17 protein-coding genes are annotated in these 23131 nt (G+C 72.5%); 16 read left to right on the forward strand and 1 reads right to left on the reverse strand.

Going from position 1 to position 23131, the window contains the following annotated elements; all coding sequences use genetic code 11:
- The coding region (locus tag AB0I10_RS34620) for a hypothetical protein (protein ID WP_363156674.1) at nt 1–205 on the reverse strand (205 nt) is incomplete at its 3' end.
- A 543-nt stretch (nt 206–748) separates the two neighbouring features.
- Here AB0I10_RS34620 and AB0I10_RS34625 point away from each other — a divergent pair.
- From AB0I10_RS34625 to AB0I10_RS34700, 16 genes are all read left to right on the forward strand, one after another.
- Complete coding sequence (locus AB0I10_RS34625) at nt 749–2011, forward strand: DUF4157 domain-containing protein (RefSeq protein ID WP_363156692.1); 1263 nt, start codon at nt 749–751, stop codon at nt 2009–2011.
- A 618-nt stretch (nt 2012–2629) separates the two neighbouring features.
- The gene (locus tag AB0I10_RS34630) at nt 2630–3790 is read left to right on the forward strand and encodes a hypothetical protein (protein ID WP_363156675.1); all 1161 of its coding nucleotides are present in this window, start codon (nt 2630–2632) and stop codon (nt 3788–3790) included.
- Nucleotides 3791–3925: 135 nt separating this feature from the next.
- Nucleotides 3926–5497 (forward strand): hypothetical protein, encoded by a 1572-nt coding sequence (locus tag AB0I10_RS34635; RefSeq protein ID WP_363156676.1) that lies wholly within the window; start codon nt 3926–3928, stop codon nt 5495–5497.
- 103 nt (nt 5498–5600) lie between these two features.
- A complete protein-coding gene (locus tag AB0I10_RS34640) occupies nt 5601–5996 on the forward strand; it encodes a hypothetical protein (protein ID WP_363156677.1) in 396 nt (131 codons plus the stop codon).
- Nucleotides 5993–6151: a DUF6760 family protein gene (locus AB0I10_RS34645; RefSeq protein WP_363156678.1), complete on the forward strand. Its 159-nt coding sequence runs from the start codon at nt 5993–5995 to the stop codon at nt 6149–6151. The genes AB0I10_RS34640 and AB0I10_RS34645 overlap by 4 nt, the downstream gene beginning before the upstream one ends.
- Nucleotides 6152–7287: 1136 nt before the next feature.
- Nucleotides 7288–7836 carry a hypothetical protein gene (locus AB0I10_RS34650; protein WP_363156679.1) on the forward strand — a complete coding sequence of 183 codons (549 nt, stop codon included), beginning with the start codon at nt 7288–7290 and terminating at the stop codon, nt 7834–7836.
- Between the two features lie 30 nt (nt 7837–7866).
- Nucleotides 7867–8298 carry a phage tail protein gene (locus AB0I10_RS34655; RefSeq protein WP_363156680.1) on the forward strand — a complete coding sequence of 144 codons (432 nt, stop codon included), beginning with the start codon at nt 7867–7869 and terminating at the stop codon, nt 8296–8298.
- A 16-nt stretch (nt 8299–8314) separates the two neighbouring features.
- Nucleotides 8315–9037: a peptidase M23 gene (locus AB0I10_RS34660; RefSeq protein WP_363156682.1), complete on the forward strand. Its 723-nt coding sequence runs from the start codon at nt 8315–8317 to the stop codon at nt 9035–9037.
- On the forward strand, nt 9034–10830 hold the full coding sequence (locus AB0I10_RS34665) for a VgrG-related protein (RefSeq protein ID WP_363156683.1): 1797 nt from the start codon (nt 9034–9036) through the stop codon (nt 10828–10830). The genes AB0I10_RS34660 and AB0I10_RS34665 overlap by 4 nt, the downstream gene beginning before the upstream one ends.
- A gap of 24 nt (nt 10831–10854) precedes the next feature.
- Nucleotides 10855–11256 (forward strand): GPW/gp25 family protein, encoded by a 402-nt coding sequence (locus AB0I10_RS34670; RefSeq protein WP_363156684.1) that lies wholly within the window; start codon nt 10855–10857, stop codon nt 11254–11256.
- The gene (locus AB0I10_RS34675; RefSeq protein ID WP_363156685.1) at nt 11249–13393 is read left to right on the forward strand and encodes a hypothetical protein; all 2145 of its coding nucleotides are present in this window, start codon (nt 11249–11251) and stop codon (nt 13391–13393) included. Before AB0I10_RS34670 ends, AB0I10_RS34675 begins: the two co-directional genes overlap by 8 nt.
- A gap of 35 nt (nt 13394–13428) precedes the next feature.
- Complete coding sequence (locus AB0I10_RS34680; RefSeq protein WP_363156686.1) at nt 13429–13986, forward strand: phage tail protein; 558 nt, start codon at nt 13429–13431, stop codon at nt 13984–13986.
- The gene (locus AB0I10_RS34685) at nt 13983–17228 is read left to right on the forward strand and encodes a putative baseplate assembly protein (RefSeq protein WP_363156687.1); all 3246 of its coding nucleotides are present in this window, start codon (nt 13983–13985) and stop codon (nt 17226–17228) included. The genes AB0I10_RS34680 and AB0I10_RS34685 overlap by 4 nt, the downstream gene beginning before the upstream one ends.
- Complete coding sequence (locus tag AB0I10_RS34690) at nt 17225–20212, forward strand: beta-propeller fold lactonase family protein (RefSeq protein ID WP_363156688.1); 2988 nt, start codon at nt 17225–17227, stop codon at nt 20210–20212. The genes AB0I10_RS34685 and AB0I10_RS34690 overlap by 4 nt, the downstream gene beginning before the upstream one ends.
- Nucleotides 20209–20820, forward strand: coding sequence for a DUF4255 domain-containing protein (locus tag AB0I10_RS34695; RefSeq protein WP_363156689.1), 612 nt, complete (start codon nt 20209–20211; stop codon nt 20818–20820). Before AB0I10_RS34690 ends, AB0I10_RS34695 begins: the two co-directional genes overlap by 4 nt.
- Nucleotides 20817–22937 carry an ATP-binding protein gene (locus AB0I10_RS34700; protein WP_363156691.1) on the forward strand — a complete coding sequence of 707 codons (2121 nt, stop codon included), beginning with the start codon at nt 20817–20819 and terminating at the stop codon, nt 22935–22937. The genes AB0I10_RS34695 and AB0I10_RS34700 overlap by 4 nt, the downstream gene beginning before the upstream one ends.
- The last annotated feature ends 194 nt before the right edge of the window (nt 22938–23131 follow it).

The following is a 23131-nucleotide window of genomic DNA, read 5'->3' on the forward strand; positions in this document are numbered from 1 at the left end:
CTGGGTCGTCGCGGCCTCCCGCGCCCCCGGCTCGGGTCCGCGTCGGCCACCGGTCTGCCGTTGCTGCAGTACGTGGTGGGGTCTGGAGCCAGCGGGTGGCGAACAGCGCGTTGTCCAGCGACGGTACGGAGCCGCTCGCCGGAACCGTGAGTGCTGCCTTGTACTTGCCGTGCGTGCGCAGCCGCTTCCCCCGTTTCGTCGCCATCCGCCGCCTCAGCCCATCACTGCCGCGATGGCCGGGCCCCTGCGAGGCATCCTGCTGGAGGCCCTGACGTCCGCCGTGTGGCAGGGGCTGACCATCGCCTCCGTGTGCACCGACGCCATGCCCCTGTCCGCGGCCGGACTCACCGACGGACGCCCCTGCACGACGCGTCAGAGGGTCAAGCACGAACTGCGCGCGGAGGGTGCAGCTGGAACTGATCCAGGAGTACAAGCGGCGCGGCACGGTCTGGCACGTGTGACGGCACGGTCCCGGATACCGCGTGCCCGGGACCGCTCGACATCGGGCCAAGTCCCCCTTCCCTCAACGGAGTACGGCGTTGTACGTATGGGCTGTCCGTTCACCGGCAGGGAAGGGGACCACATGCGCACACACACTCCGGGCCGGAGGCCCGAGGCCGCGAGGACTCCCGGCGGCGCACAGCCCGCGACGTCCGCCCCCGCACCGTCGCCGGCCCGGCCCACTGGCCCAGCGGTGGCCGCCCTCCTGGATCTGCAGCGCAGGGCGGGGAATGCCGCCGCGGCCCGGATGCTGCGGCGGGACACGCGGGGGTCCGCCGTTCTCGACGTCCTGCGCGGCCCCGGCCGGCCGCTGCCGGTGCCGCTCAAGGAGGAGATGGAGGCCCGGTTCGGTGCCGACTTCTCCGACGTGCGGCTGCACACGGGTGCGGCGGCCCGGCGGTCCGCCGACGGGCTCGGGGCGCGCGCGTACACCGCCGGCAGCCATGTCGTCATCGGCGAGGGCGGCTCCGACCGGCGCACTCTCGCCCATGAGTTGGTCCATGTGCTGCAACAGCGGTCCGGGCCGGTGGCCGGCACAGACCGGTGCGACGGCACGAGGGTCAGCGACCCCGGGGACCGCTTCGAGCGTGCAGCGGAGGACGACGCCCGTCGCGCACTGTCCGGGCACGTCCGGCCCGGGGCGGCGGCCGCGCCGGCTGCCACGGCGGGTGCACAACGGACCCCGACGATCCAGCGGATGAAGTTCTACCGCGGGGTGTCCGATGCCGACGCCGGCGCCCTGGTGGCGCGAAGGGGCAGCGGGGGCCCCGGAAGCACGGTGCGCGACGGGGGCCTGCAACCCACGGGGAGCGGTGAGTTCGGCAAGGGAGTCTACTTCTGGGAGGAGGATCGCAACGCCGCCCTCGTGACGGCCCTCCAGTACCAGGCCCCGGAACGGGCCTGGGCGGTCGTCGAGTACGACGTCCCCGACGAGCTCGTCCGCCGGACGGCCACGGACGACCGTGCGACGGGGAAGGACTGGCTGAGCTTCCCGCAGGATGCGCAGACGCCGCCGACGAAGGACGCGTTCGTGGCCATGCAGACCGAAGTGCCACGGCCGTACGAGGAGTTCGCCGAAGAGGATCTCGCCCGGGGGCGCCACCCGCATCCCCTCGTCCGGCACCCGGTGGAGGGCGGGGCGTGGACGACGAAGAAGGACGGCACCCCGATCACGTCCGCTCCCATGAACGTCAAGCAGTTCTACAACGTCAACAGCGATCCGAAGAAGTACGGCTTGGGCGAGCTGCCCGCCGACAACATCGAGTGGACGAACCACCCCGTCATCACCGGGATGTCCGCTGCCGACTACTCCCTCGACGCGCCGCGGCAGGCCCGCTTCCTGGGTTCCGGGATCGACATGCTCAATCGCGGCGAGGGCGTCAGGATCACCAAGATCCTGCACGGAGTCCAGGTCAAGAACCGTTCCGACCTCGCCTGGGTCCGGGGGCTGGGCATGAGGGACCGCGCGACCGCGGAGCGCGACGCCAAGGGCAAGAAACTCCTTTCCTGACACGGCCATTCGAATTTCTGTGCACATTCTGGTGGTATTTTCCCGCCAATAGGACGCGCCGTCCGCGCCGGAAAAACGGTTCCTGAAGGAATTCCGGCCACCATGTCGCGCCGGAACGGCAGGGCTCGCGCACTCTTGACAGGCGCGAGCCGGTCGGCATCACGGGAAGAAGCAAGCGGAATTCCCCAGGCCGTATGCCTGTGTTCGCAGCCGGAAGGCCGTGGGAGGCCCGAAGTCGCGGATCTGCTGTCCGGAAGCAGCAGGAGCACGCCCCGGGTGGCTGGTTCGCCCGGGTGCGCGGGTAGTGCTGACGGCATAATCTCGACCACCTGAACGTGCCCCGCCCGAGCTGCCGTTCCACCAACTTCGCCATCGCGCACTATTGCTGCCCTACTGGCGTGCGCGCCGGGCGCGTTGAATTGCATCGCCCAAATGACCGGAGGGGATACCGCCGTGCCGGATACCAGCAGTATTCAGGAATACCCCCTTGTCGGGAACTACCGGCCTCACTCACTGGCCCAGGGAAACGCGCGATACCTCTGGGTGACCACCAGCGACAAGGCCATCATCCGTGTCCATCCGGGTGCCGGCGACAGCCAGATGGTAGTGAACCATTCGATGATTCCCCAGCTCAGCGCCGGAATCATCAAGGACCCCAACGCGCTCCAGCGGGTGTGGTTCGCAGCGCCGGCGCCGCCGCGGCAGCAGGACCCGATCGTCATCATGGAGACCACGGGCGGCAACCCCGTGACGTTCTACCCGCTGGAGGACGACGCCAAGGCCGAGAGCATCAAGCTCCGGACGACCAACACGGGTACGCCCCAGACACCGGTCTACGAGTACAGCCTGCTGTTCGCCGAACCCGAGCACAGCTACGTCGGGATCCTCACCCCCAGCCTCGGCGGCCACATCGACCGCATGCCGGTCAGCCAGAGCACCTGGCTGTGGGACGTGGCCGTCACCACAACCTCCGACGGAAAGTCGCACACCTACTGGGCCACCGGCCAGAGCAGGGCCAGCAACCCGGTCAGGAACGAGAACGGCCTCTACCGCCGCCGCCCCGGAGACATGCAGTGGGAGCGGATCGAGGTGCTCCGGCCCGGTCAGAAGCCCTTCTACGTCATCGCGGACACGACCGCGGTGTGGCTGACCGCCACCAGCCCGAACCAGGTCATCCGCTTCGATCTCAACCAGGGCACCACACGCACGGTGGACCTGGGCACGGCTGTTCCGCAGCAGTTGGCCTTCGGCACAGTGGGTGACCTGTGGGTGGCCTCCAGCCAAGGACTCCATGAGTTCGACAAGAATCTGACGGGACCCGGTTCCCTGGTGCGCCTGCCCAACGGCGGCGGCGCCAAGGGCATCTGCATCGCGGCCGACGGAAAGCTCTGGTACACCAACCCGGACCGCAAGAGCGTCGGCAGCTACGACGTACCCCCGCCCCCCTTCGGAGCCGCCTCGCTCCAAGGCCGGACCCAGTTCGTGTACCAGGGGGAGTCAGAAGTCCACATGAAGGACCAGGTCGCCCAGCCGCTGGTCGTCGACTACGTGGCCAACGGGCGGCCGGTGCCCGGAATCCCCCTCACCTGCCGGATCGACGCGGAGGGAGCGGCCTTCGAGGACGGCACCCGGGAACGCGTGATCATCACCGACCAGCGGGGCCGGGTCGCCCTGCCCCCCGTGGTGGCAGGTGATATCCGGGAAGAAGCGGTCATCAGCGTCGGCCTCGGCAACACCGAGCCGCACACCGCCACGACGCTGAACATCACGCCGGCCTAGGGCCTGCCCGATGGGTCATGGCCGGGCCCGCGGCGCCTGGCACGGCCTTTCCGACCCTGACCCCATCGGACAGACCCTAGCGGCACACCCCGCACCACCCGGTCCGTTTCCCGCCCCATTGGAAGGAGAAGCAGCATGCCGACCGCAGTGCCGCCGCCCGTCCCCGAATCCGGCTCCGACTCCGACGAGTTCCCCATCGGCGCAACCGCCGTCGACGTGGGGTGGCTGAGCGACGACGAGAACGTGTGGTTCGTGACCGCCCAAGGCGTCATCGGCTACTTCGAGCCCCGCAGCCCCTGGGGAAACACCGTCTTCACCCCCGGCCCCGGCATCACCGGCAGCGCCAACTCCCTCGTCGCCTGGCCCGGTCACGGAGCGTGGACGTTCCTCACCACGGAGAACGGCTCGGCCTTCGTCAAGTGTGCCGACGACGGCCAGTACCAGGTCTACTCCCTCAACGGTACGACGGACTGCCGGGCCCTGGCGCTCGGCAAGAGCCGCGAAGGGCGCTCCCACATCGTCGCTCCGCTGATGAGCTGGGGCCAGCTGGCCTTCATCGAGTCCGGCGGCGGCATTTCGTACTCCACGATCCATCGCGACGGCCTGTACGGCATCGCCATCGCGCCGCAGCAACAGGGCCGTTACTGGCTGACGTCCCCCACCGGCAAAGCCCTGGTCGGCTATGACGTCAGCACCGGGACCTTCGGCGCTCCCATCGCCCTCGGTCTTGAGCCCCGGGACGTCGCGATCAGCCCGGCGGGCGACATCGTCTGGATCGCCACCACCGACAAGGTCATCCTCAAGTACACCGTCCAGGGCGGCACGCTCACGCGCATCGACACACCGTTCCCCGCCAACCGCATGCTGGCGGCGGCCGACGGCACGCTGTGGTTCGTGAGCACCACCGGCAACGCGGCCGGCTACGTACTGCCCGACAAGAACAGGGCATCCACCATCCCCACGGGCCAGGGTTCCCGCCCGACAGGCCTCACCGTGTCCGGCGACAGCCGGCTGTGGGTCGCGCTGTCCGGGCAGCAGAGTCTGCGGCGCGTCTCCCGGCACCGGCTCGCAGTGGTGTCCGGAGACGGGCAGAAGACTGCCGTCGGCCAGCCCTTCCCCAAGCCGTTCGAGGTCAAGGCGACGCTACTGGACGGCACGCCGGTGGGCGGGCAGAAGATCGAGTTCTCCGTCGCGGAAGGCACGGGTGTCTTCGAGAACGGCGAACCCACCGAGACCAAGTACACCGGGACCGAGAGCGACCGGCTCGGCATCGCTACCAGCTCCCGGCTCACACCGCTCAAGGAAGGCCCCTGCCCCGTCACCGCCCGCTGGACGGAGACGGACGCCGTCGCCTCCTTCACCCGGCTGACCGTCACCCCGCAGCCCGGCACGGCGGACCGCGTGCGCTACATCTCGGGCGCCGGCCAGACCGTACCCGCCGGCAAGTCCTTCGAGCACCCGATGAAGGTGATCGCGGAGGACGCCCAGGGCAACCCCGTCGAGGGCGCCGAGATCACCTTCAAGGTCCGCGGTGAGAACGTGGCCACCTTCCCCGGCGGCACGGACACCGCCCAGGTGACCAGCGGCAGCGACGGCACCGCCGAGTCCCCCGTCCTGACGGCCGGCGACACCCCGGTCGGGTTCGCGGTCGAGGTGTGGGCGGACGACACGTTCATGAGCCTGCTCCTCCGGCAGAACATCCACTGAATCCCGGCACGTTCACCACCCGGCCCTCGTCCCCGGCCCGCGCACGCCGCGGCGGCCGGGGGTGAGGTCACTCGGACTGCCCGAGGGAGGAATCCGCCCCACCATGCCCGAGAACGGATCGGCGCTGCAGACCACACACGACTTCGAACTCCCCAACGGCTACGTGGACGGCTCAGGAACGGTCCACCGCCACGGCTCCATGCGGCTCGCCACCGCCCGCGACGAACTGTCGCCCCTGATCGACCAACGCGTCCGTGAGAACCCCGCCTACCTCGGGGTCGTCCTCCTCAGCCTGGTCATCACCCGGCTGGGCACGCTGACCGACATCCACGCCGGCGTCGTGGAACAGCTCTTCGCCCAGGACCTCGCCTACCTCCAGGACTTCTACCGGCGCATCAACGGCCTGGACTCCGGGCACGGCGCCGTCGCCTGTCCCTCCTGCGGGACCAGCTTCGCGCTGCCCTCCACGGCGCCCGGCGGCCGCCTGGGGGAAGCATGACGCACCCGCCGCGCCGGCTCCGCGAGGAGACCGCCTGCATCGCCTACCACTTCCACTGGGCGTGCGGGGACATCCTCGGCCTCCCGCACGCGGAACGGCGCGCTTGGGTGCGCGAGATCGCCAGGATCAACAGCGCGGCGGAGGAGGGCCGGTGAGCCTCGCGAGCGCGTTGAGCGCGCTGGCCGCGCGGCGGCCGGGGCGGCGACGTCACCGCCCCACTTCCCCTCCGGCCCCTCCTGCCCCACCGGCTCCGGCGGGTTGGCGTAGCGTGGCGCCCGTCGGGCTGCTGCACCTGCCGCCGCTGTCCACGAGCGGGCACACGGCCTTCCGGGAAGGCCTCGCGGCCTGGCGCCCGGCACCGCTCGTCACGACCGGCACGCGGCTGCTGCCGCGGGCGGTGCCGCTCGCACTGAGGGCGGGAGTCCTCCGGGGCCTGCCCGCCCCGGGGTTACCCGTCGCCGGGGACGGGGTCGGCGGGCCCGCGGTGCGCGAAGGCGTGTGGCTACCGGACCCGTCCCGCCTCCGGCCAGAGCGCCAAGCAACCAGCCTTCCCGGGGTCTTGCGCAAGACGGCCTGGGCCGAGCCCCCCACGAGCCGAGAGCTCGGTGCACACACGCAGGAAGAGAACGAGATCTACGGCCCCCGACCTCCCGGTGCGACGGGTGGCGGCGAACAACCCCGAACACCCCGGAACGAGACCGGGCTTCGCCACGCAGGCGAGGTCTCCGCATCAACACCCGCCGACACGACGGAACATCGCCCGGTCCGGCCGGACCGGGGACCAGCCGTGCTCGGTGACAGGCCGGGCGGCCCCCATCAGGTGCCGGCCGACGCTCCCGCACCAGCCGCGCCGCCGCAGCGCCCGGCCGACAGCCGGACCGGCGCCGCCCCCGAGACCAGCGGACTCACGCGCCCGCAACGTCTGCCGGATCCCGTCATCCTCCCAAGCTCCTCCCCCCTCCGCGACCGGGGCCGGGTTGACGTCCCTCGCCTCCCGGAGGACTCCCGGACGTACAGCGTGGACCGCCGGGGACGCGACACACACCAGCACCTCGGCAGCCCCGGGCTCCCCTCCCCCGACACCACGCCTCCACGGCCGACGGAAAGCCGTCCCACAAGGGAGCCCGTACACGACGTGCTCCACCCAGGACACGGCACGCACCAGCCCTTCAACGGCCCCGGACTCTCTGGCCCCGGCACCACACCGCCCCGGACGACAGAGGACCAACCCGCAGGGGGACCGTCTCGTGGAGTGGACCGGCCTGCCTCGGACGCGATCTTCCGTAGGCGCATGGACGACGACGAGCGGCCCACCGGGTTCCCGGGCCTGCCCGGGAACCCCGTCCCCGGGCCGAGCCCGGTCAACACCCCCGCGCACCAGCCGTACCCACACATCCCCGCGACCGCCGCCCCCTCACCGCGCCCGCGGCCGGCGTCCCCGCGCCACATCCGCGTAGGCGAGCCAGCCGCTCAAGTGCCCGCAACGGCAGTCCCGTTCGCGATCCCACGGCCCGCCACCGGACGTACCGGGCCGCCGCCCACCACGGGACGTACCGCGCCACCGCCCACCACGGCCAAGGTCACCGCGGACGCGGCCCCGGCAGGCCCGGCCGCCTCCCCCGGGACAGCGCCCCGGTCGGCGGCAACTCCGACCGCATCCCCCACCGCCCCGGACCTGTCCGCCCTCGCCCGGGAAGTCGCCCGCCGGCACGCCGGTCTCCTGGCCGAGGCCGTGCTGCCGGTCCTCGGACCGGCACAGCGGGCGGCGCCACTGCCTTGGCCACCGCAGCCGCAGCCGCCACCGGACGGCGGCACCTGGGGATCGTCCGTACCGCGATGAGGCTCCCGACCACCCACGGAGTGCCCACCCATGCCCGACCAGCCGTTCGCCGTCAGTTCCCACTTCCAGCTCTCCATCGGCACCCACGCCCTCGGCTCCTTCACCTCGTGCGACGGGCTCGGCTGTGCCATGGAGGTCGAGGAGCGCGTGGAGGGCGGCACGAACGGGCATGTGTGGCAGCTGCCGACGCGGCTGCGCTACACCAACGTCGTGCTCGGCAGACCACTGTCGCAGGAGACCGTGCTCGTCTGGGCCTGGCTGCAGCAGCAGGTAATCGAGCCGGTGCGGCTCCCCGGGCAGCTCGTGGCGCTGGGACCGGACCGGCGGCCGCTGGTGCGGTGGCTGCTGGACGGGGTGCTGCCGGTGCGCTGGAGCGGGCCGACGTTCGACGTCGAGCAGTCGCAACCGGCCCGCGAGACCTTGGAGATCGCCCACAACGGGTTCCTCGGGATCACCGTCTGACGTCAGAGAGGACCGCATGGCGTTCGAGTTCCCGGGTGGTGCACCGGTGCGTGCCGCCCTCGTGATCTACGACCCACCGACCGGGACGGGCAGCACCCCGGGACCCGAACGCGACCGGGTCCGGCTGCAGTTCAACCCGGAACGGATCCAGGTCGGCAAGCAGGCCCGCTGGGACCGCAGCCGGTCACCGTCCAACGGCGAGGCGGCACGAGCGCAGTTCGTGGGCGCACAGCCGCGCACGATGACGCTGGAGGTCTTCCTCGACGCCCACGGTACCCGGGAGGGTGTCCAGGAGCGGGTCGAGAAGTTGCTCGGCTGCTGCGCCCCGACCGCGCACAGCACCACGTCGAAGCCCGCCTCGGCGCCCTGGGTGCGGCTGGAGTGGGGGCATGCCCGCACGACGGCCTTTCTGGCCCTGGTGACTCAAGTCGACGCGTCCTACACCCGGTTCGGCCATGATGGGACGCCCCTGCGCGCCGTGTGCTCCGTCTCGCTGGAGGAGGCCGGCGGGTCGGTTCCCCGCCAGAACCCGACGTCGGGCGGCGACGGCCCGGTGGACACCCATCTCGTGGTGGCGGGCGACAGCCTGGCCGGGGTGGCCTGGCAGGCGTACGGCGATCCGGGGCAGTGGCGGGAGATCGCCCGGGCGAACGGCATCGACGACCCGGCCCAGGTCCCCCTGGCCACCGTGCTCGTGCTGCCGGTGCTCCAGGAGCACGCCGCGGGAGGCACCGGATGACCGAGCGACTGTACGCGGCGGAGCCGGTCCTCGCCTTCGGGTCCCCGCTGCGGGAGGAGTGGACCGACCAGCTCGTCGAGGCCTCCGTGGACACGGCGGTGGGCCTGCCGGCCCGCGCCTCCTTGCGGTTCCGGGATCCCGCCCACCGGCTGCCGGCCGCCGCCGGAATCGCCGTGGGGGTCCCGCTGACCGTGTCGGTGGCCGCCGCGCGCCGCCGGACCCGGGTCGAGATCTTCGACGGCGAAGTCACCGCGCTGGAGACCGAGGTGGACGCCGACGGGAGCTTCACGACCGTACGGGCCATGGACCGGGGGCACCGGCTGATGCGCGGGCGGCGGGTGACGGCCTACGTCGAGTCCACCGTGGCCGAGGTCGCCGGGCAGACCGCGGCCCGCCACGGCCTGAAAGCGGGCCGGATCGACGCGGAGCGCACCCGCATCCCGCACCTGGCCCAACCCAACCTGACGGACTGGGAGTTGCTCAACCACCTCGCCGACCAGCGGGGGCTGCGCCTGTCGGTCGAGGGCAGCACCGTCCACATGAGCCGCCCGGAAGCGGCGGGCAAGGCGCCCGCGCCGGGTACCGGGGCGGACCGCAGCCCGTTCGTCCTGGAGTACGGGGAGAACCTGCTGGCTCTACGCGCCTCGGTATCCTCCGAGGGCCAGGTCTCCGGGGTGGAGGTGCGCGGCTGGGACCCGGCAGGCAAGGCCGCGTTGTCGGTGCGGGCCGGGGCGGGCGAGAGCGCGCGGCTGCGGCTGGGCGTCACGCCCGCGAAGCTCGGGACGGCGTTCCCCGGCCCGGCGCCAGACCTGCTCGTAGGCCGGGGCTGTACCACCGCCCCGCAAGTCGACGTGGGGGCCCATGCGTTGGCGGAGGAGGCGGCTGCCGCGATGGCGGCGCTGTCCGCCGAGGCCGTGGGCACGCCCGAGCTGGCCGCGGGATCGCCGGTGACCCTGGCCGGAGTGGGCGAGCCCTTCGCCGGCAAGTACACGGTCACCGCCTGCCGTCACGCCTTCGACGGCGACCACGGCTACCGGACCCGGGTGCAGGTGGGCCCGCTGCCCCCGCCCGTCGTGCCGTATCCGCCGCCGCTGTGCGCGCTGGGCGTCGCGGTGGGCACCGTCACCGACATCAAGGAACCGGGCCAGGGCGAGCGCGGTGCCGTACGGCTGCGCCTGCCGTGGCTGTCGCAGGACTACGTGACCGACTGGGTCCGTACGGTGCAGTGGGGAGGCACCGGCGGTGGCGGGGTGTTCGCCCCGGAGGCCGGGGACGAGGTACTCGTCGGCTTCGAGCACGGGCGCCTGGACCGGCCGTACGTCCTGGGCGGCCTCTACAACGGCATCGACGCCCCCACGGACCACGGCCTGCCGCTGGTCGACCCGGGCACCGGCCGCGCCAACCGGGGTTCGCTGGCCTCCCGTTCGGGGGACCGGCTCGAACTGCTCAGCGCCACCGACGGCCCCCAGGGCGTCCGGCTCCGGACGGGCGACGGGAAACTCACCGCCCACCTCGACCGCAAGGACAGCACCCTCGTCCTCACCGCGGGCGAGGGCAAGACCTGTTTGCGGGTCACGCTGGACGCCCGCGGCAGCGGCACCCTCACCGTCGACGCGGGCCCGGGCGGCAGCCTGGTCCTCACGGCGGGCACGGTCTCCGTCACGGCCGACGACGGCAACAAGGGCGGCGCCCTCACGCTCAAGGGAGCCACCGTGACCGTCGAAAGCGCCGGGGAACTCAAGCTCGGCGGAAAGCACACCAGCATCACCGGCAACACCGTCGACATCAACTGACCCCGTACAAGCGGGAGGACGAGCGTGGACATCATCGGCGCGGGGTGGGCCTTCCCCGCCGTCATCACCGGCACCGGGCGGGTCGGCCTGGCAAGCGGCAGCGAGGACGTGGAACAGGCCCTGCGCATCATCCTGTCCACCGCACCCGGCGAGCGGCCGATGCGGCCGGAGTTCGGCTGCGGCATCCACCACCTGGTCTTCGACCCGCTCGACGCGACGACCGTGGCCCGCGCCGACACGGAGGTGCGCCGGGCACTCGACCGGTGGGAACCGCGGATCGAGGTGGACGACCTGCTGTTCAGCACGGATGCGGCGGACACGGGAGTGCTCTACATCGACATCCGCTACAGGCTGCGCGCCACCAACGAACCCCGCAACCTCGTCTTCCCCTTCTACACCCTGCCCGGAGGCTCCCCGAGTGAGTGAGCTGCCCATGACCGACCCGTCGAACCCGTCCGTCCTGCCCGTACCCGACCTGGACGACCTGCGGTTCCAGCCCCTGGTGGACGCCGCCAAGCGCGCCCTGCCGCAGCGCGTTCCCGAGTGGACCGACCACAACGTCTCCGACCCCGGCATCACCCTCATCGAGGCCTGCGCCGAACGGACCGACCAGCTGCTCTACCGCATCGACCGCATGACCGCCCGGCAGCGCTCCGCCCTGCTGCGCCTGATGGGCATCACCCCCCTCCCCGCGTCGCCCGCGCGGATCGTGGTCGCCTTCACCCGGACCGACGGTTCGACCGGGCGGCGTGAGATCCCGGCGCACACCGAGGTGCGGACCGAGGGCGAGGAACCGGTCGTGCTGGCGACCACCGAGGCGCTCGTGCTCGCGGAAGGGCAGTCCACCGGGACGGTGGCGGCCGTGGAACAGCCGGTCGAGGTCACCGAGGTGCTGGGCACCGCCGACGGCCGACCCGCCGGCCGCTTCCCGACCGCGCACCGCCCGTGGGGGCCCGGTACCCCCGTCGCCGAACCGCCATTGGGCCCACCGCTCGTCGTCCGGGTCGGGGGCGCCATATGGACTGCGGTGCCGACCTTCGCCGAGGCGGGGCCCGACAGCTCGGTGCACTGGTGGGACGACGCCTCGTGCGAGGTGGTCTTCGGGCCGCTCGTCCCCGCCGAACACGGGCCCGAGCAGCACGGAAAGGTGCCGCCGAAGTGTGCGCGGATCAGCGCGGAGTACTCCGCCCACCGCGGCCGCAAGGGCACCGTCCAGGCCGGCACACCCTTGACGGTGGTCGGGCAGGCCGGGCTGAGCGCCGCCGTGGACCGCGTCGTCACGCCTCCCGAGGACGCGGAGGACTGGCAGCAGGCCCTCGACCGCGCAGGCCTGGACCTGGCACCGCTGCGTCGCGCGGTCACCGCCGCCGACCACGAGCAGCTGATCGGAGAACACGTACCGGGGCTGGCCCGTATCCGCGTCACCGCACTCACCCGCCCCACCGACTCGCGTGTGCCGACCGCTCTTCAGGCACCGCCCCGCCCGGGCGGCGACGACCTCGCCTGCCTCGTCGCAGCCCGGGCTCCGCAAAGCGCCGTGCACTACTACGACCGCAGCGGGACCATCACCCCGTGCGTCCTGCCCCTGCACCACCCGGACGGGACCGCAGACAGCGGTGACGACGTGCCACAGCCCGTGCAGGAAGCGCGGTGCCTGGACGCCGTGGTCCGCACCGGCGAGGACGAGCCCAGGCTGTGGTTCTACGGGGAGATGTGCCTGTGGGACGGCGAGCATCCGCGCCCCATTGCGGAGGAATTCCCCGCACTGCCCGAGGAGTTCACCTCGGACCTCGACGCGGTCACCCTGCTCGCCGACCCCCGCACCGACGGCGCGTACGAACTGTTCTTCTTCAAGGGAGAGACCCTCTACCACCGCGCCTGCACCTACACCGACCGGGCGTTCGTACCGCAGGAAGGCAGCCGCGGAGTGACCTCCCTCGTCTCGGAGGCGTTCCCCGGTCTCTCCCCCCAGTGCCAGCAATCCCCGGACGCCGTCGTGGTGTTCGATGGCGTCTTCTTCTTCCTGAAGGGCACGCGGACCGAACCCGCGTTGTGGCGCCGCGAGGACGACCCGCTCCACGTCCTTCTGGTCCCCCACTGTGCCGGGGACCCCGCAGAGCACCCGCCCGACGACGCCTTCGACATTCCTCCCGACACCCTGACCGCGGTGAAGAACGTCGTCGACGCCTCCCGCCTGCTCGGCGAACGCCTGCTCGTCGGAGAGCCCCGCTACCACCCGTTCCGCATCGCCGCGACCGTGCGCCCCTGGAGCAGCACGCAGGCAGACGTCGACCGCGCGGAGGGGGCGGCCGAACGGGCCTTGCGGCGCTTCTTCCACCCCACGGCCGGCGGCCCGGACGGGCGGGGATGGCCATGGGGCAGAAGGGTCCATGCCGGCGACGTCTTCACCGTGCTGGAGACGGTCCGCGAGCACCGGGGCACGACCACCGTGGCCCTGTACGAGGAGGCGGGCGATGCGACTGTGCCGTCCATCGAGGTCTCGGACGGCGGCCTGGTCCTCCTGGGCCGCGTGAACATCTCCGTGGACACCACCGACGGCTGAGACGGCCGTATCCGCACCGCACGAGAGGACCGCGCATGCCACCTGCCCCCGCACGCCCGCTCCCCCTGCCCGCCGTCTACGGCCACGACTCCGTAGCGCATGCCTTCGCCGCCGCGATCGGCGAGACCATGGCACCCGTCGAGGAACGCATCGACGACCTCGATGCGGTGCTCGACCCCTGGCGCGCGCCCCCCGCCTTCCTGGACTGGCTGATCTCCATCACCGGCGCCCGGGTGGAGCCGGGCTGGTCCGAGATCCGGCGGCGCAAGGCGATCGACCTCGCGCCCCGCCTGGCCGCACACCGCGGGACACCGTACGGACTGCGGCTGGAGGCCCGGGAGATCCTCGGCTGGACGCCGCCGGCCCACACGCTCGTCATCGACGACCCGGGCCTCGTCTTCACCGGCCACGACTCCGCGCCCAGCGCCGGGCGAATGCTCACGGTCACCCTGACCGCCCCCGCCGGGGCGGACCAGCGAGCGCTGGAGAGCCGCCTGTCGCGCCTGGTCGCGGCGCACTGCCCGGCCCACCTGCCGTTCAAGGTCGTCATCACCCTCGCCCAGTCTCCTGACGGGAGGTCACCACAAGGATGAGTCCGCAGACACCCGAGTACGACGGGCGCACCCGCGACGAGGTGGTCGCCACCGCCGTCGCCGCCGTGCACCAGCAGGTGCAGACCTGGACCGGCCGAGACTCGGCGGACCCCGGGCGGGGCCTGATCGAGACGTGTGCCGACATGGTCACGGCCCTGCGCGACCGGCTCAACCAGGCTCCCGACCAGCGCCGGCTGCAGATGCTGCGCCTCTTGGGCGTCCGGCCGTACCGGCCGGCGCCCGCGCAGACCGAGGCAGTCTTCCAGCTCGCCGCGCCCTCGCCCGAACCGGTGGTCGTGCCCGCCGGCCAGGAGGTGGCCACGCGGCCCCCGGGAGACGAAGAGCCGGTCGTCTTCAGCACGTTGACGGACGCGGTGCTCAATCCGTGCGTCCTCTTCGCGGCCGGGGACTTCGCGGAGTCGCGGGCGGCCGACGGCATCCTGGAGGGGAGGCTGACCGACTTCGCTTCCGGGACGACCGTGGAACCGGGCACATCCGCCGCGGCCGGGCCGGCCTTCCGTCTCAACCTGCCCTATCTCGGCGACTTCCCCCTCCCCGAGGGCGTCCCGACGGGCACCGGGCCGGCGTCCCCGTACGCCCTGCTCGTCCTCTCGGTGCCGGTGCCCAGCACCCGCGTGACGCTGGACGTCCGGCTGGGCCCGGCACCGCAGAACGGCACCGGAATCGTGCCGGGCCACTGGGAGGCCTGGCAGGGCACACACTGGAGCGGTTGCCGGGTCGTCACCGGCACCGTGAGCGCCCCGGACAGTCCGGGCAAGGTCACCCTCGGCCTTCCCCCCGCGCACGCGCCGGCCCAGCTGCTGCTCCAACGGCCGGACGGCCAGGGCGGCTTCTTCCTCCAGCGACTGCGGGACGTCGGACTCGTCCGCTACCGCACGGACACCGGCGACAGCGCCCTGGAGCAGGTTGCGCTCGACCCCGTCCTCGCCGTCCCCGTCCCGGTCGTCCAGGCACGGCTGGTGCGCGACGAGACGTTGGGGACGGCGAGCGGCGCCCCCGGCGAGCGCCTCCGCTTCGCCCATCCGCCGCTGCCCCGCAGCACGGACCCGCTGGTCGTAGACGCCGTCCTCGACGGCCGGACGGCACAGTGGACGTACGTCGCCTCCCTCGCCGGGTCGGGGCCCGACGATCAGCACTTCACCCTGGACCCCCGGACCGGGGAGGCCGTCTTCGCCCCGGTTGTGGCCGGTGCCCACGGGCTGCGCCGGCACGGGGCACTGCTGCCGGCGGGCGCGGTCGTCCGCATCGGGCGCTACCTGACCGGCGGCGGTGCCCGCGGCAACGTGCCCGCCCGCACCCTCACCGTGCTCCGCACCCCGCTGCCGTACGTATCCTCCGTGACCAACCCCGCTCCCGCCACGGGCGGTACGGAGGGCGAGAGCGCCCTCGCCTACTCCGAACGCCGGCCGCTGGGAGCTCCGGTGCCCGAACGGGCCGTCGTCCCGGCCGACTACGAGCAGCTCGCGCTGGCCGCGTCGGCGGGCATGGCCCGCATCCACCACGTCCGCGACGTACCGCACCAAGCGCTCGACCCGGCCCGCAACTACCTGCCCTGGGTACCGGCGCAGACCGACGTCGGCTTCACCCTGGCCGCGGACGTGCCGAAGGCCGCCAAGGGGACCGAGGTCACGACGGAGGACGGGAAGGCCGTCTTCACCACCACGCGGGACGCCGAACGCCTGCCGCCCGACGCCGCCGGCGCGGCACCGCTGCGGCTCGCCGACGGTGTCACGACCGCCGTCGGCATGTTCACCGCGGGCAACTACCAGGCGGGCGGCGCGTTTTCCCAGCCGTTCAAGGACGGCGGCATGCTGGTCCTCGCCCTGGTGGAGATCAAGAACACCCACGATCCGCGCCACTTGATGCTCTGGGTGGCAGCCGACGACCAACGCAGGGCGGAGGACCGCATCGCGATCTCGGTGTTCGCACCGCGCAAGGAGACGCCGTGGTGGGACACCTCCGCCCCGCTCGTGTACGCCTCGGCGCCCGCACTGACGATCAAGGTGAAGGGCGGCAAGCAACTCGCCGCCCACCCCGTCCCTCTCGGCGCGTCCGCGCGCTGGCAGGCCGCCGTCGAGCACGGAGGAGCGTTCGCCACAACTGCCCAGGACGCCGTCGCCCGGCTGGGGACGGGATTCCCGCCGGAGCCTGCCGCGTGCTGGATCGCCGTCCAGATCCTCGACCCCCAGGGCACGGACCGCACGAAGTACACCGTCTACGCCGACTCCGGCAGCACCGAGGCCGTCCCCGCCCGGCAGTACGAGCAACACGACCAGGGCACAGGTACGTTCACCTCCACGGGCGAGCCGGGCCAGGTCTTTCCCCTGCTCCACGCCCCGGTGTGCGGGCCGCTGCCCACCGTGCGCGTCGGCTCGGAGGACTGGCACACCGTCGTCTCCTTCGAACCGTCCGGCGAGGACGACCCGCACGTGGTCATCAATGCCAGCACCGGCCAGGTCCACTTCGGCCCCAAGGTGACGGGAGGCGCCTCAGGCACCCGGCAGTACGGCAAGATCCCGCGCAAGGATGCGGCCATCACGGCGCGCGGCTCGTACCGCACCACCCTCGGCGCCGCCGCGAACGGCATCGCCCCAGGCAGGATCTGCCGGTTGAAGACACAGGATCCGCATGTCGTCGGCGTGCGCAACACCTCCACGTCGCACGACGGCAAGAACGGCTACACCGACACCAGCGGCGGCAGCACCCGGGCCGGCGTCACGCTCATGGTCGTCCCCTTCGTCACCACAGACGAACGGGGCTGGTTCCCGTACCACATGCTCACGCCCACCGCGGACGCCTGCGACACGCTGCGCCGCGCCCTGCGGGCCTGCCAGCCCGAGGGTGTCCCGGTGTGGCTGGTGAAGCCCGGCTACCACGGCATCCGCTTCGACGCCCGCATCGTGCCCGCCGACTACCGCACCGCCGACGAACGCGCCGAGCTCCGCGTCGCCGCGGAACGCGCCCTCTACCAGTACTTCAGCCCTGTCGGCGGCGGCCCCGACGGCACCGGATGGCCTTTGGGGCGTCCGGTGTACGCGGGTGAGGCGTTCCGCGTCCTGGAAGGCGTACCCGGGGTGGGCCGGGTCGCCACGGCCGAGATGATCCCGGTCGATCCGGAGACCGGCAGCCCCTCGGCTCCTGTCACCCGGATCGACTGCGGGCCGGGCGAGACCGTCTACTCAGTCGAACACCGCATCACCGTCGCGGAGGTGCCCTCGTGAGCGAGCCCGACAACGACCACGGCAGCACGGCGGCCCGGCTGATGGCCCCGGCCTGGGGGGCGGACGGCCTGGTCGTGGCCGACCTTGCCGCACCGGAGCATCCCAAGATCCACGTCACGCCGGTGCAGAGCAACCCCCGTGCCGTCGCCGTCAGTTCGGACGGCACCCGGGCCTACACCGCGAACCACGACGCCGGGACGCTGTCCGTCGTGGACCTGAGCACGCCCGTCGCCACGGTGCTGCGGTCCGTTCCGGCCGGGAAGAACCCGTGCGCCGTGGTCGCCGGCCTGGCCGGCGACCAGGTCTGCGTGGCCGACTCGGTCGGCAAACAGGTCACGGTGCTCGACAAGGACGGGCTCTCGCCCGTCCCCCGCCCCGTCGGTGCCGGCCCCTGTGCGCTGGCGGCGGCCCCCGGCGGGCAGGCGCGGCACGTCTGTGTCGTCAACGAGACGGACACCACGGTGTCGGTGGTCGACGTGAGCGTGCCCGGTTCGCCGTCGGTGACGGGGACGGTCCCGGTCCCCGGGGTCACCCGGGCGATTGCCGTGGCGAAGGGAGGGCGCTTCGCCTACGTCGCGAGCCGAGGGAAAGGCAAGGACGACGGGCGGGTGACCGTACTGGAACTCGACGCAGACGGTGATCCGGTAGGAGTGCCGGTGTCCGTAGGGGCCGAGCCCCGTGCCCTGGCGCTCAGTGCCGACGGGGACCGCCTCTGCGTGGCCAACTACGGCTCGGCGTCGGTGTCCGTCGCCTCCGTGGACCCGGCCACCGGGCGGATCGGGACCCCGACGTCCGTTCCCGTGGAACCGCATCCGGTCGCCGTGGCCTTCACACCGGACGGCGGTCTCGTCCTCGTCGTGAGCCAAACGTCGGGCCGCCTCACCGCCATCCGCACGGACACCCTCGCCCCTACGACCCTGGACGAGCCGGTGGGAACGGTCCCCGCCGGGGTGGTGCCGGGCCCGGACGGCCGCTTCGCGTACGTCAGCGACCAGGCCACGGGCAAGCTCGTCACCGTGCGCACCGCCCCTCTGCGGACGGGCGAGGTCACGACCGGCGCGGGGTCACAGCCGGCCAACGTCGCTGTGTCGTCGGACGGTTCGTGGGCCTATGCCGCCGACACGGCCTCGGACAAGGTGGCGGTGCTCGATCTCGGCAGTCTCGTTCCGGGCACGTCCGTCTCCCTCGGCGGCGGACACAAGCCGTGGGACGTCGCCATCGCGCGCGACCGCAGCTTCGCGTGCGCGACCAGCCCGGGCACAGCAGCCCTCCTCGTCCTCACCCTGGCGCAAGGGGATGTCCTCACCGTCGGTGGCGGGGTCACGGTGACCGCTATCGCGCTGGCGCAGGGCGCCGACCCGCACGGCGTCGCCATCACCCCGGACGGCCGCTACGCGGTGACCGCGGACTCCGGTACGGCGACGGCCTCCCTCGTCGACCCCAAGGGCGGCAGGTACACGATCGCGGCGGACGTCGTGGGCTGCCAACAGCCCACCGGAGCCGCGCTGTCCGCAGACGGCAAGACCCTCTACGTGGCCGACTTCGCCCACACCGTGGAAGGGCCGGGCGGCCAGATCGCCGTCCTGACCCGCACCGGGCCCGGGACCTGGCAGCGGCAGACGGTCGTCGACGCGGCGACCGGCCATCTCTCGGGGCCCCACGAGCTCGCACTGTCGGCCGACGGACTGCGCATGTGCGTCGCCAACTATCAGAACGGAACGGTCTCCGTCCTCCAACGCGCCTCGACGAGCGACGCCTGGGCCTTCCACATGACGGTGACCAAGTCACCCACGCCCATGCGGTATCCCTACGGGCTCGCCCTGACACCCGACGGAAAGACCCTCTACGTCTCCAACGCCGCCGGGGGAATCGCCACGGTGGAGGTCTTCGACATCTCGGCGAACCCGGCGACGTACCAGCGGACGATCACGGTCGAGAACGGCAACCAGACCCCTCCCGGGCTCGCGCTCTCCCCGGACGGCCAGTACCTGTACGCGGCTGTGTCGAAGGCGTGGATGAGCGACGACACGCCTCTGGGCACGGTGTACGGGATCAAGCTGTCCGGGGGCGGCACCGCGATGACGGCCGTCGCGACCGCCCCTGCCGCGTACACCGACCGGCCCAACGGGCTCGCCTGCCGGAACAACCAGACCCTGTACGTGGTCAACCAGGGACGCAAGGACGCTCCCGCGCGCAACGCATGCCTCGCCGTCATCACCCTCGACGCATCGCGCCTGAAGGTGGACAAGAGCGAGCAACAGGCCCTCGACAAGGATCACATGCCCTATTCGATCGCCGTCACCTCCGAGGACGGCACCTGCTGCATCGCCAACTCCGAAGGCGGAACGGTCACGGTTCTCACCTCCAAGGTGACCCCTGTCAAGGTGGGCGAACCGACCACCTCCCGGCCATGGGACGTCGCCGTGTCCGACGACGGCGTCTACGCCTGTGTTTCCGACCGAAAAGCCGCAACCGTCCACTGCGTACGCCTGGCCGACCATCAGGTGATCCCCCTCACCGTGGGCACGGACCCCATGGGCGTGGCCTGTGCTCCGGGCGGCGCCCGCGCCTACGTGGCCAACCACGGGGACAACAGCATCTCGGTGATCAACCTGAACGGAGCGCACGGCAGGCCCGAGGTGGTCGACACCTGGCGGCATGCGCCGCTCGTCAAACCCGAGTCCGTGTCGGTGTCGGCCAACGGCACCTGGCTCTTCGTGACCACCGAGAACAGCGGAGCCGTCCTGTTGCTCGACGCCACGACCGGAACCCCCCGCTTCACCGTGTCGGCCGGCCAGAAGCTCGCCGCAAGCGCACCGGATCCACGCACCACAACGCCCCTGGTGTACCTCGCCGACACGGCGGGCGCAGCCGTGTGCGTCGTGAACACCACGGCACTCGGCAGCGTCGGCGACACCGGGGCAGCACTCGACCTGCGGCAGGCCGTCACCGTCCCGGGCGCACGGACGGAGGCGGACCTGTGATCCAACTGGTCGACCGCGCACTGGAGTCCCGCGTACGGCAGGAGATGACCTGCCTGCCGCCCGGTTTCACGGTCACCTTCCAGCCCCCGGGCCGCGACGCCGGGCTCGGCGAGACCACGGGCTCCGAGGCGGTCGGTCTCTACCTCTACGACATCCGCGAGGACCTGGACCGCCGCCAGACCGGCACCGTCTACCAGTACGCAGGCCCCCTGCCCATCCGGAAGCGGGCCCAGTTCGATCCGCCCCGCTGGGCCCGGCTCTCCTACCTGGTCGCCGCCTGGGCGCCGGACGCGCTCATCGCGCACAACATGCTCGGCGACCTCCTCGTCGGCTTGGCCCGCAGCCCGGAGTTTCCCGTGCAACTACCGCCGGAACTGGAGGAGATGGAACTCTCGGCACTGCTGGACGTGGGGCATCCGGCAAGCGAGGACCGTGCCCTGACCGAGCTATGGAGCGCGGTCGGGCACTCCCTCGTCCCCACCCTCAACGTGACGGTGACCCTCCCCCTGTTGTCGTACGTCCCACAGTCCTACACCCGCTGGGTGGACCAAGACCCGGTCGTCAACGAGCGCATCATCGACGATCCGGCGGAAGGAGACGAGCAGTGACCGCTCCGGCCACGGGGACCGCCCGGGCCTGCGCGCCCACCTCCGCGGACTGGCTCCTGGCCCGGCTGGCCGTCGTCGAGGCCAGGGTGCGCCGGGCCATCGCCCTGCGCACCGGCGCGGACCCCGAGGACCCGCCGGATCTGCGGGAGTTCGCCTGCGACCCGTTCCAGGGGCTCTACGTCTCCGACGAGATGGCCCCGCACCTCCTGGACGCGCCCACCGGCCCGCTGCCGCCCGGCGCCTCCGAGGACGCCCTGACCGCCGTCGTCCGTACCCGGGAGGACACGGCGGCGGCCGCCGGGGCCGCACCGCCCCTGCGCCGCCTCGCCGAGGAGTTCGGCCTGGACGAACTCGCCGTGCAGGTCCTGCTGATCGCGCTCGCGCCCGACGTCGACGCCCGGTTCGAGCGCTGCTACGGCTACCTCAACGACGACGTCACCTGCCGGCACGCCACCATCGGACTCGCCCTCACACTCTGCGGCCTCCCGACCGCCTCCGCAGCCGCCCGCAGACTGTTCTCCGCCGACGCGCGCCTGCGAGCCGGCGGCCTCCTGGAACTCCTCGACACCTCGCGCCCGTATCCGACGCGGGGACTGCGCGTCCCCGACCGGGTCACCGCGCACCTGCTGGACGACAACGGTCCCCTGTCCCCGGCGGCCGTCCCGCCTCTGGGCGACGGCCCGTTGGCCCGGACCGTGCGCCGGCTCACGGGGCTGCTCGTGCACCCCTGGCCCGTCCACCTGCGCGACAGCGGCGACGGCACCGCCGAGACCGCGGCCGAGGCGGCGCTGGCGGCAGCGGGGCGGTCCGCCCTCCACCTGGACCTCGCCGCGCTCGACCACGAACCGCAGCCGGCAGACTCCGTGCGGGCGGCGCTGCTCGAAGCGCGGCTGCGCGGTTGCGGGCTGATCGCAGGCCCCGTCGGCTCCTCCGACAGCCGACGCGTACACGCCCTGCTCGCCCCACTCGCCGATGCGCCGGTCCCCCTCGTCCTCACCGGAAGCAGGCCGTGGGACGCCCGCTGGACGGACACACCCCCGGTCCTGGCCGAGTGCCCTCCCCTCACAGCCGACGAGCGCACCGCGCTGTGGCGGCACGAACTGCGCACCCGCGCCGTCCCCCTGCCGACGGCCGACGAGGCCGCGGCCGCCGGCGCCCGGTACCGGGCCGGGCCGGCACGCATCCGCGCCATGGCCGCGGCGGCCTGCCGGCAGGCGGCCGCACAGGGCACGGACGTGGGCGCGGCCGCCGTCCGTGAGGCGGCCCGCTGCTGGCACGGCAGCGCACTCGGGCGCCTCGCCCGGCCCGTACGCCCCTCCGTCACCTGGGACGACCTGGTGCTGCCCGAGCGGACGCACGAGCAACTGCGCGACCTCACCCGGCGTGTACGCCACCGCGACCGGGTCCTCGGCGAGTGGCGGATGCGGCCGGGTGGAGGTCGTGGACACGGCGTGAGCGCGCTGTTCAGCGGCGGCTCCGGAACCGGCAAGACCCTGGCCGCCGAGGTCGTGGCCGCGGGCCTCGGTCTCGACCTGTACGTCGTCGACCTTGCCACCGTCGTCGACAAGTACATCGGGGAGACCGAGAAACACCTGGAGCAGATCTTCGCCGCGGCCGACGCAGACGAGGCGGTCCTCCTCTTCGACGAGGCCGACGCCGTCTTCGGCAGGCGCACCGCCACCCAGGACGCCCACGACCGATACGCCAACACCGGGACCTCCTACCTGCTGCAACGCCTGGAGTCCTTCGACGGCCTGGCCCTGCTGACCACCAACATGCACGCCAACATCGACCCCGCCTTCCTGCGCCGCCTCGACCTCGTCGTCCACTTCCCCGCCCCGGACGAGGCCCGCCGCCAGGCCCTGTGGGACCGCTGCCTGGGACCCTCCGCGCCCCGGGCCGAGGACGTCGACCAGGCTGCACTGGCGTCCCTCGCCTCGGCCTTCGACCTGTCCGGCGGATCCATCCGCTGCTGCGCCGTCACCGCTGCCTACCGTGCCTCCGACGGCGGCCGCCCGCTGGCCATGGCGGACCTGCTGGCGGCCGTCCGCGAGGAGTACGCCAAAATCGGCCGCTACGTGGACGAGTCCGCCTTGTCTCCGGAGGTACGGCCATGAGCCCCGGCCCGCTGCCCGGCCGACCACCGCCGCCCCCGGCCCGGAAGCGCTCCTGCAGTGGACCGCGCCGGACTCGTCCGCCGGCGTCCGCGAGCGGGTCGCCGTCTCCCCGTCGCGCCAGTCGTCGGCCAGCCGCAGCAGCCGGTCCAGCTCCGGCGCCGGAATGTCCTCGTGGCGCCGGATACGGACGGTGT

It is taken from the genome of Streptomyces sp. NPDC050636 (assembly GCF_040654775.1).
GTDB lineage: Bacteria > Actinomycetota > Actinomycetes > Streptomycetales > Streptomycetaceae > Streptomyces.

What these genes read in the sequence shown, in the direction of transcription:
- AB0I10_RS34625 (WP_363156692.1), top strand. Translation starts at nt 749, where the DNA reads ATGCTGCGGCGGGACACGCGGGGGTCCGCCGTTCTCGACGTCCTGCGC.
- AB0I10_RS34630 (WP_363156675.1), top strand. Translation starts at nt 2,630, where the DNA reads ATGATTCCCCAGCTCAGCGCCGGAATCATCAAGGACCCCAACGCGCTC.
- AB0I10_RS34635 (WP_363156676.1), top strand. Translation starts at nt 3,926, where the DNA reads ATGCCGACCGCAGTGCCGCCGCCCGTCCCCGAATCCGGCTCCGACTCC.
- AB0I10_RS34640 (WP_363156677.1), top strand. Translation starts at nt 5,601, where the DNA reads ATGCCCGAGAACGGATCGGCGCTGCAGACCACACACGACTTCGAACTC.
- AB0I10_RS34645 (WP_363156678.1), top strand. Translation starts at nt 5,993, where the DNA reads ATGACGCACCCGCCGCGCCGGCTCCGCGAGGAGACCGCCTGCATCGCC.
- AB0I10_RS34650 (WP_363156679.1), top strand. Translation starts at nt 7,288, where the DNA reads ATGGACGACGACGAGCGGCCCACCGGGTTCCCGGGCCTGCCCGGGAAC.
- AB0I10_RS34655 (WP_363156680.1), top strand. Translation starts at nt 7,867, where the DNA reads ATGCCCGACCAGCCGTTCGCCGTCAGTTCCCACTTCCAGCTCTCCATC.
- AB0I10_RS34660 (WP_363156682.1), top strand. Translation starts at nt 8,315, where the DNA reads ATGGCGTTCGAGTTCCCGGGTGGTGCACCGGTGCGTGCCGCCCTCGTG.
- AB0I10_RS34665 (WP_363156683.1), top strand. Translation starts at nt 9,034, where the DNA reads ATGACCGAGCGACTGTACGCGGCGGAGCCGGTCCTCGCCTTCGGGTCC.
- AB0I10_RS34680 (WP_363156686.1), top strand. Translation starts at nt 13,429, where the DNA reads ATGCCACCTGCCCCCGCACGCCCGCTCCCCCTGCCCGCCGTCTACGGC.
- AB0I10_RS34685 (WP_363156687.1), top strand. Translation starts at nt 13,983, where the DNA reads ATGAGTCCGCAGACACCCGAGTACGACGGGCGCACCCGCGACGAGGTG.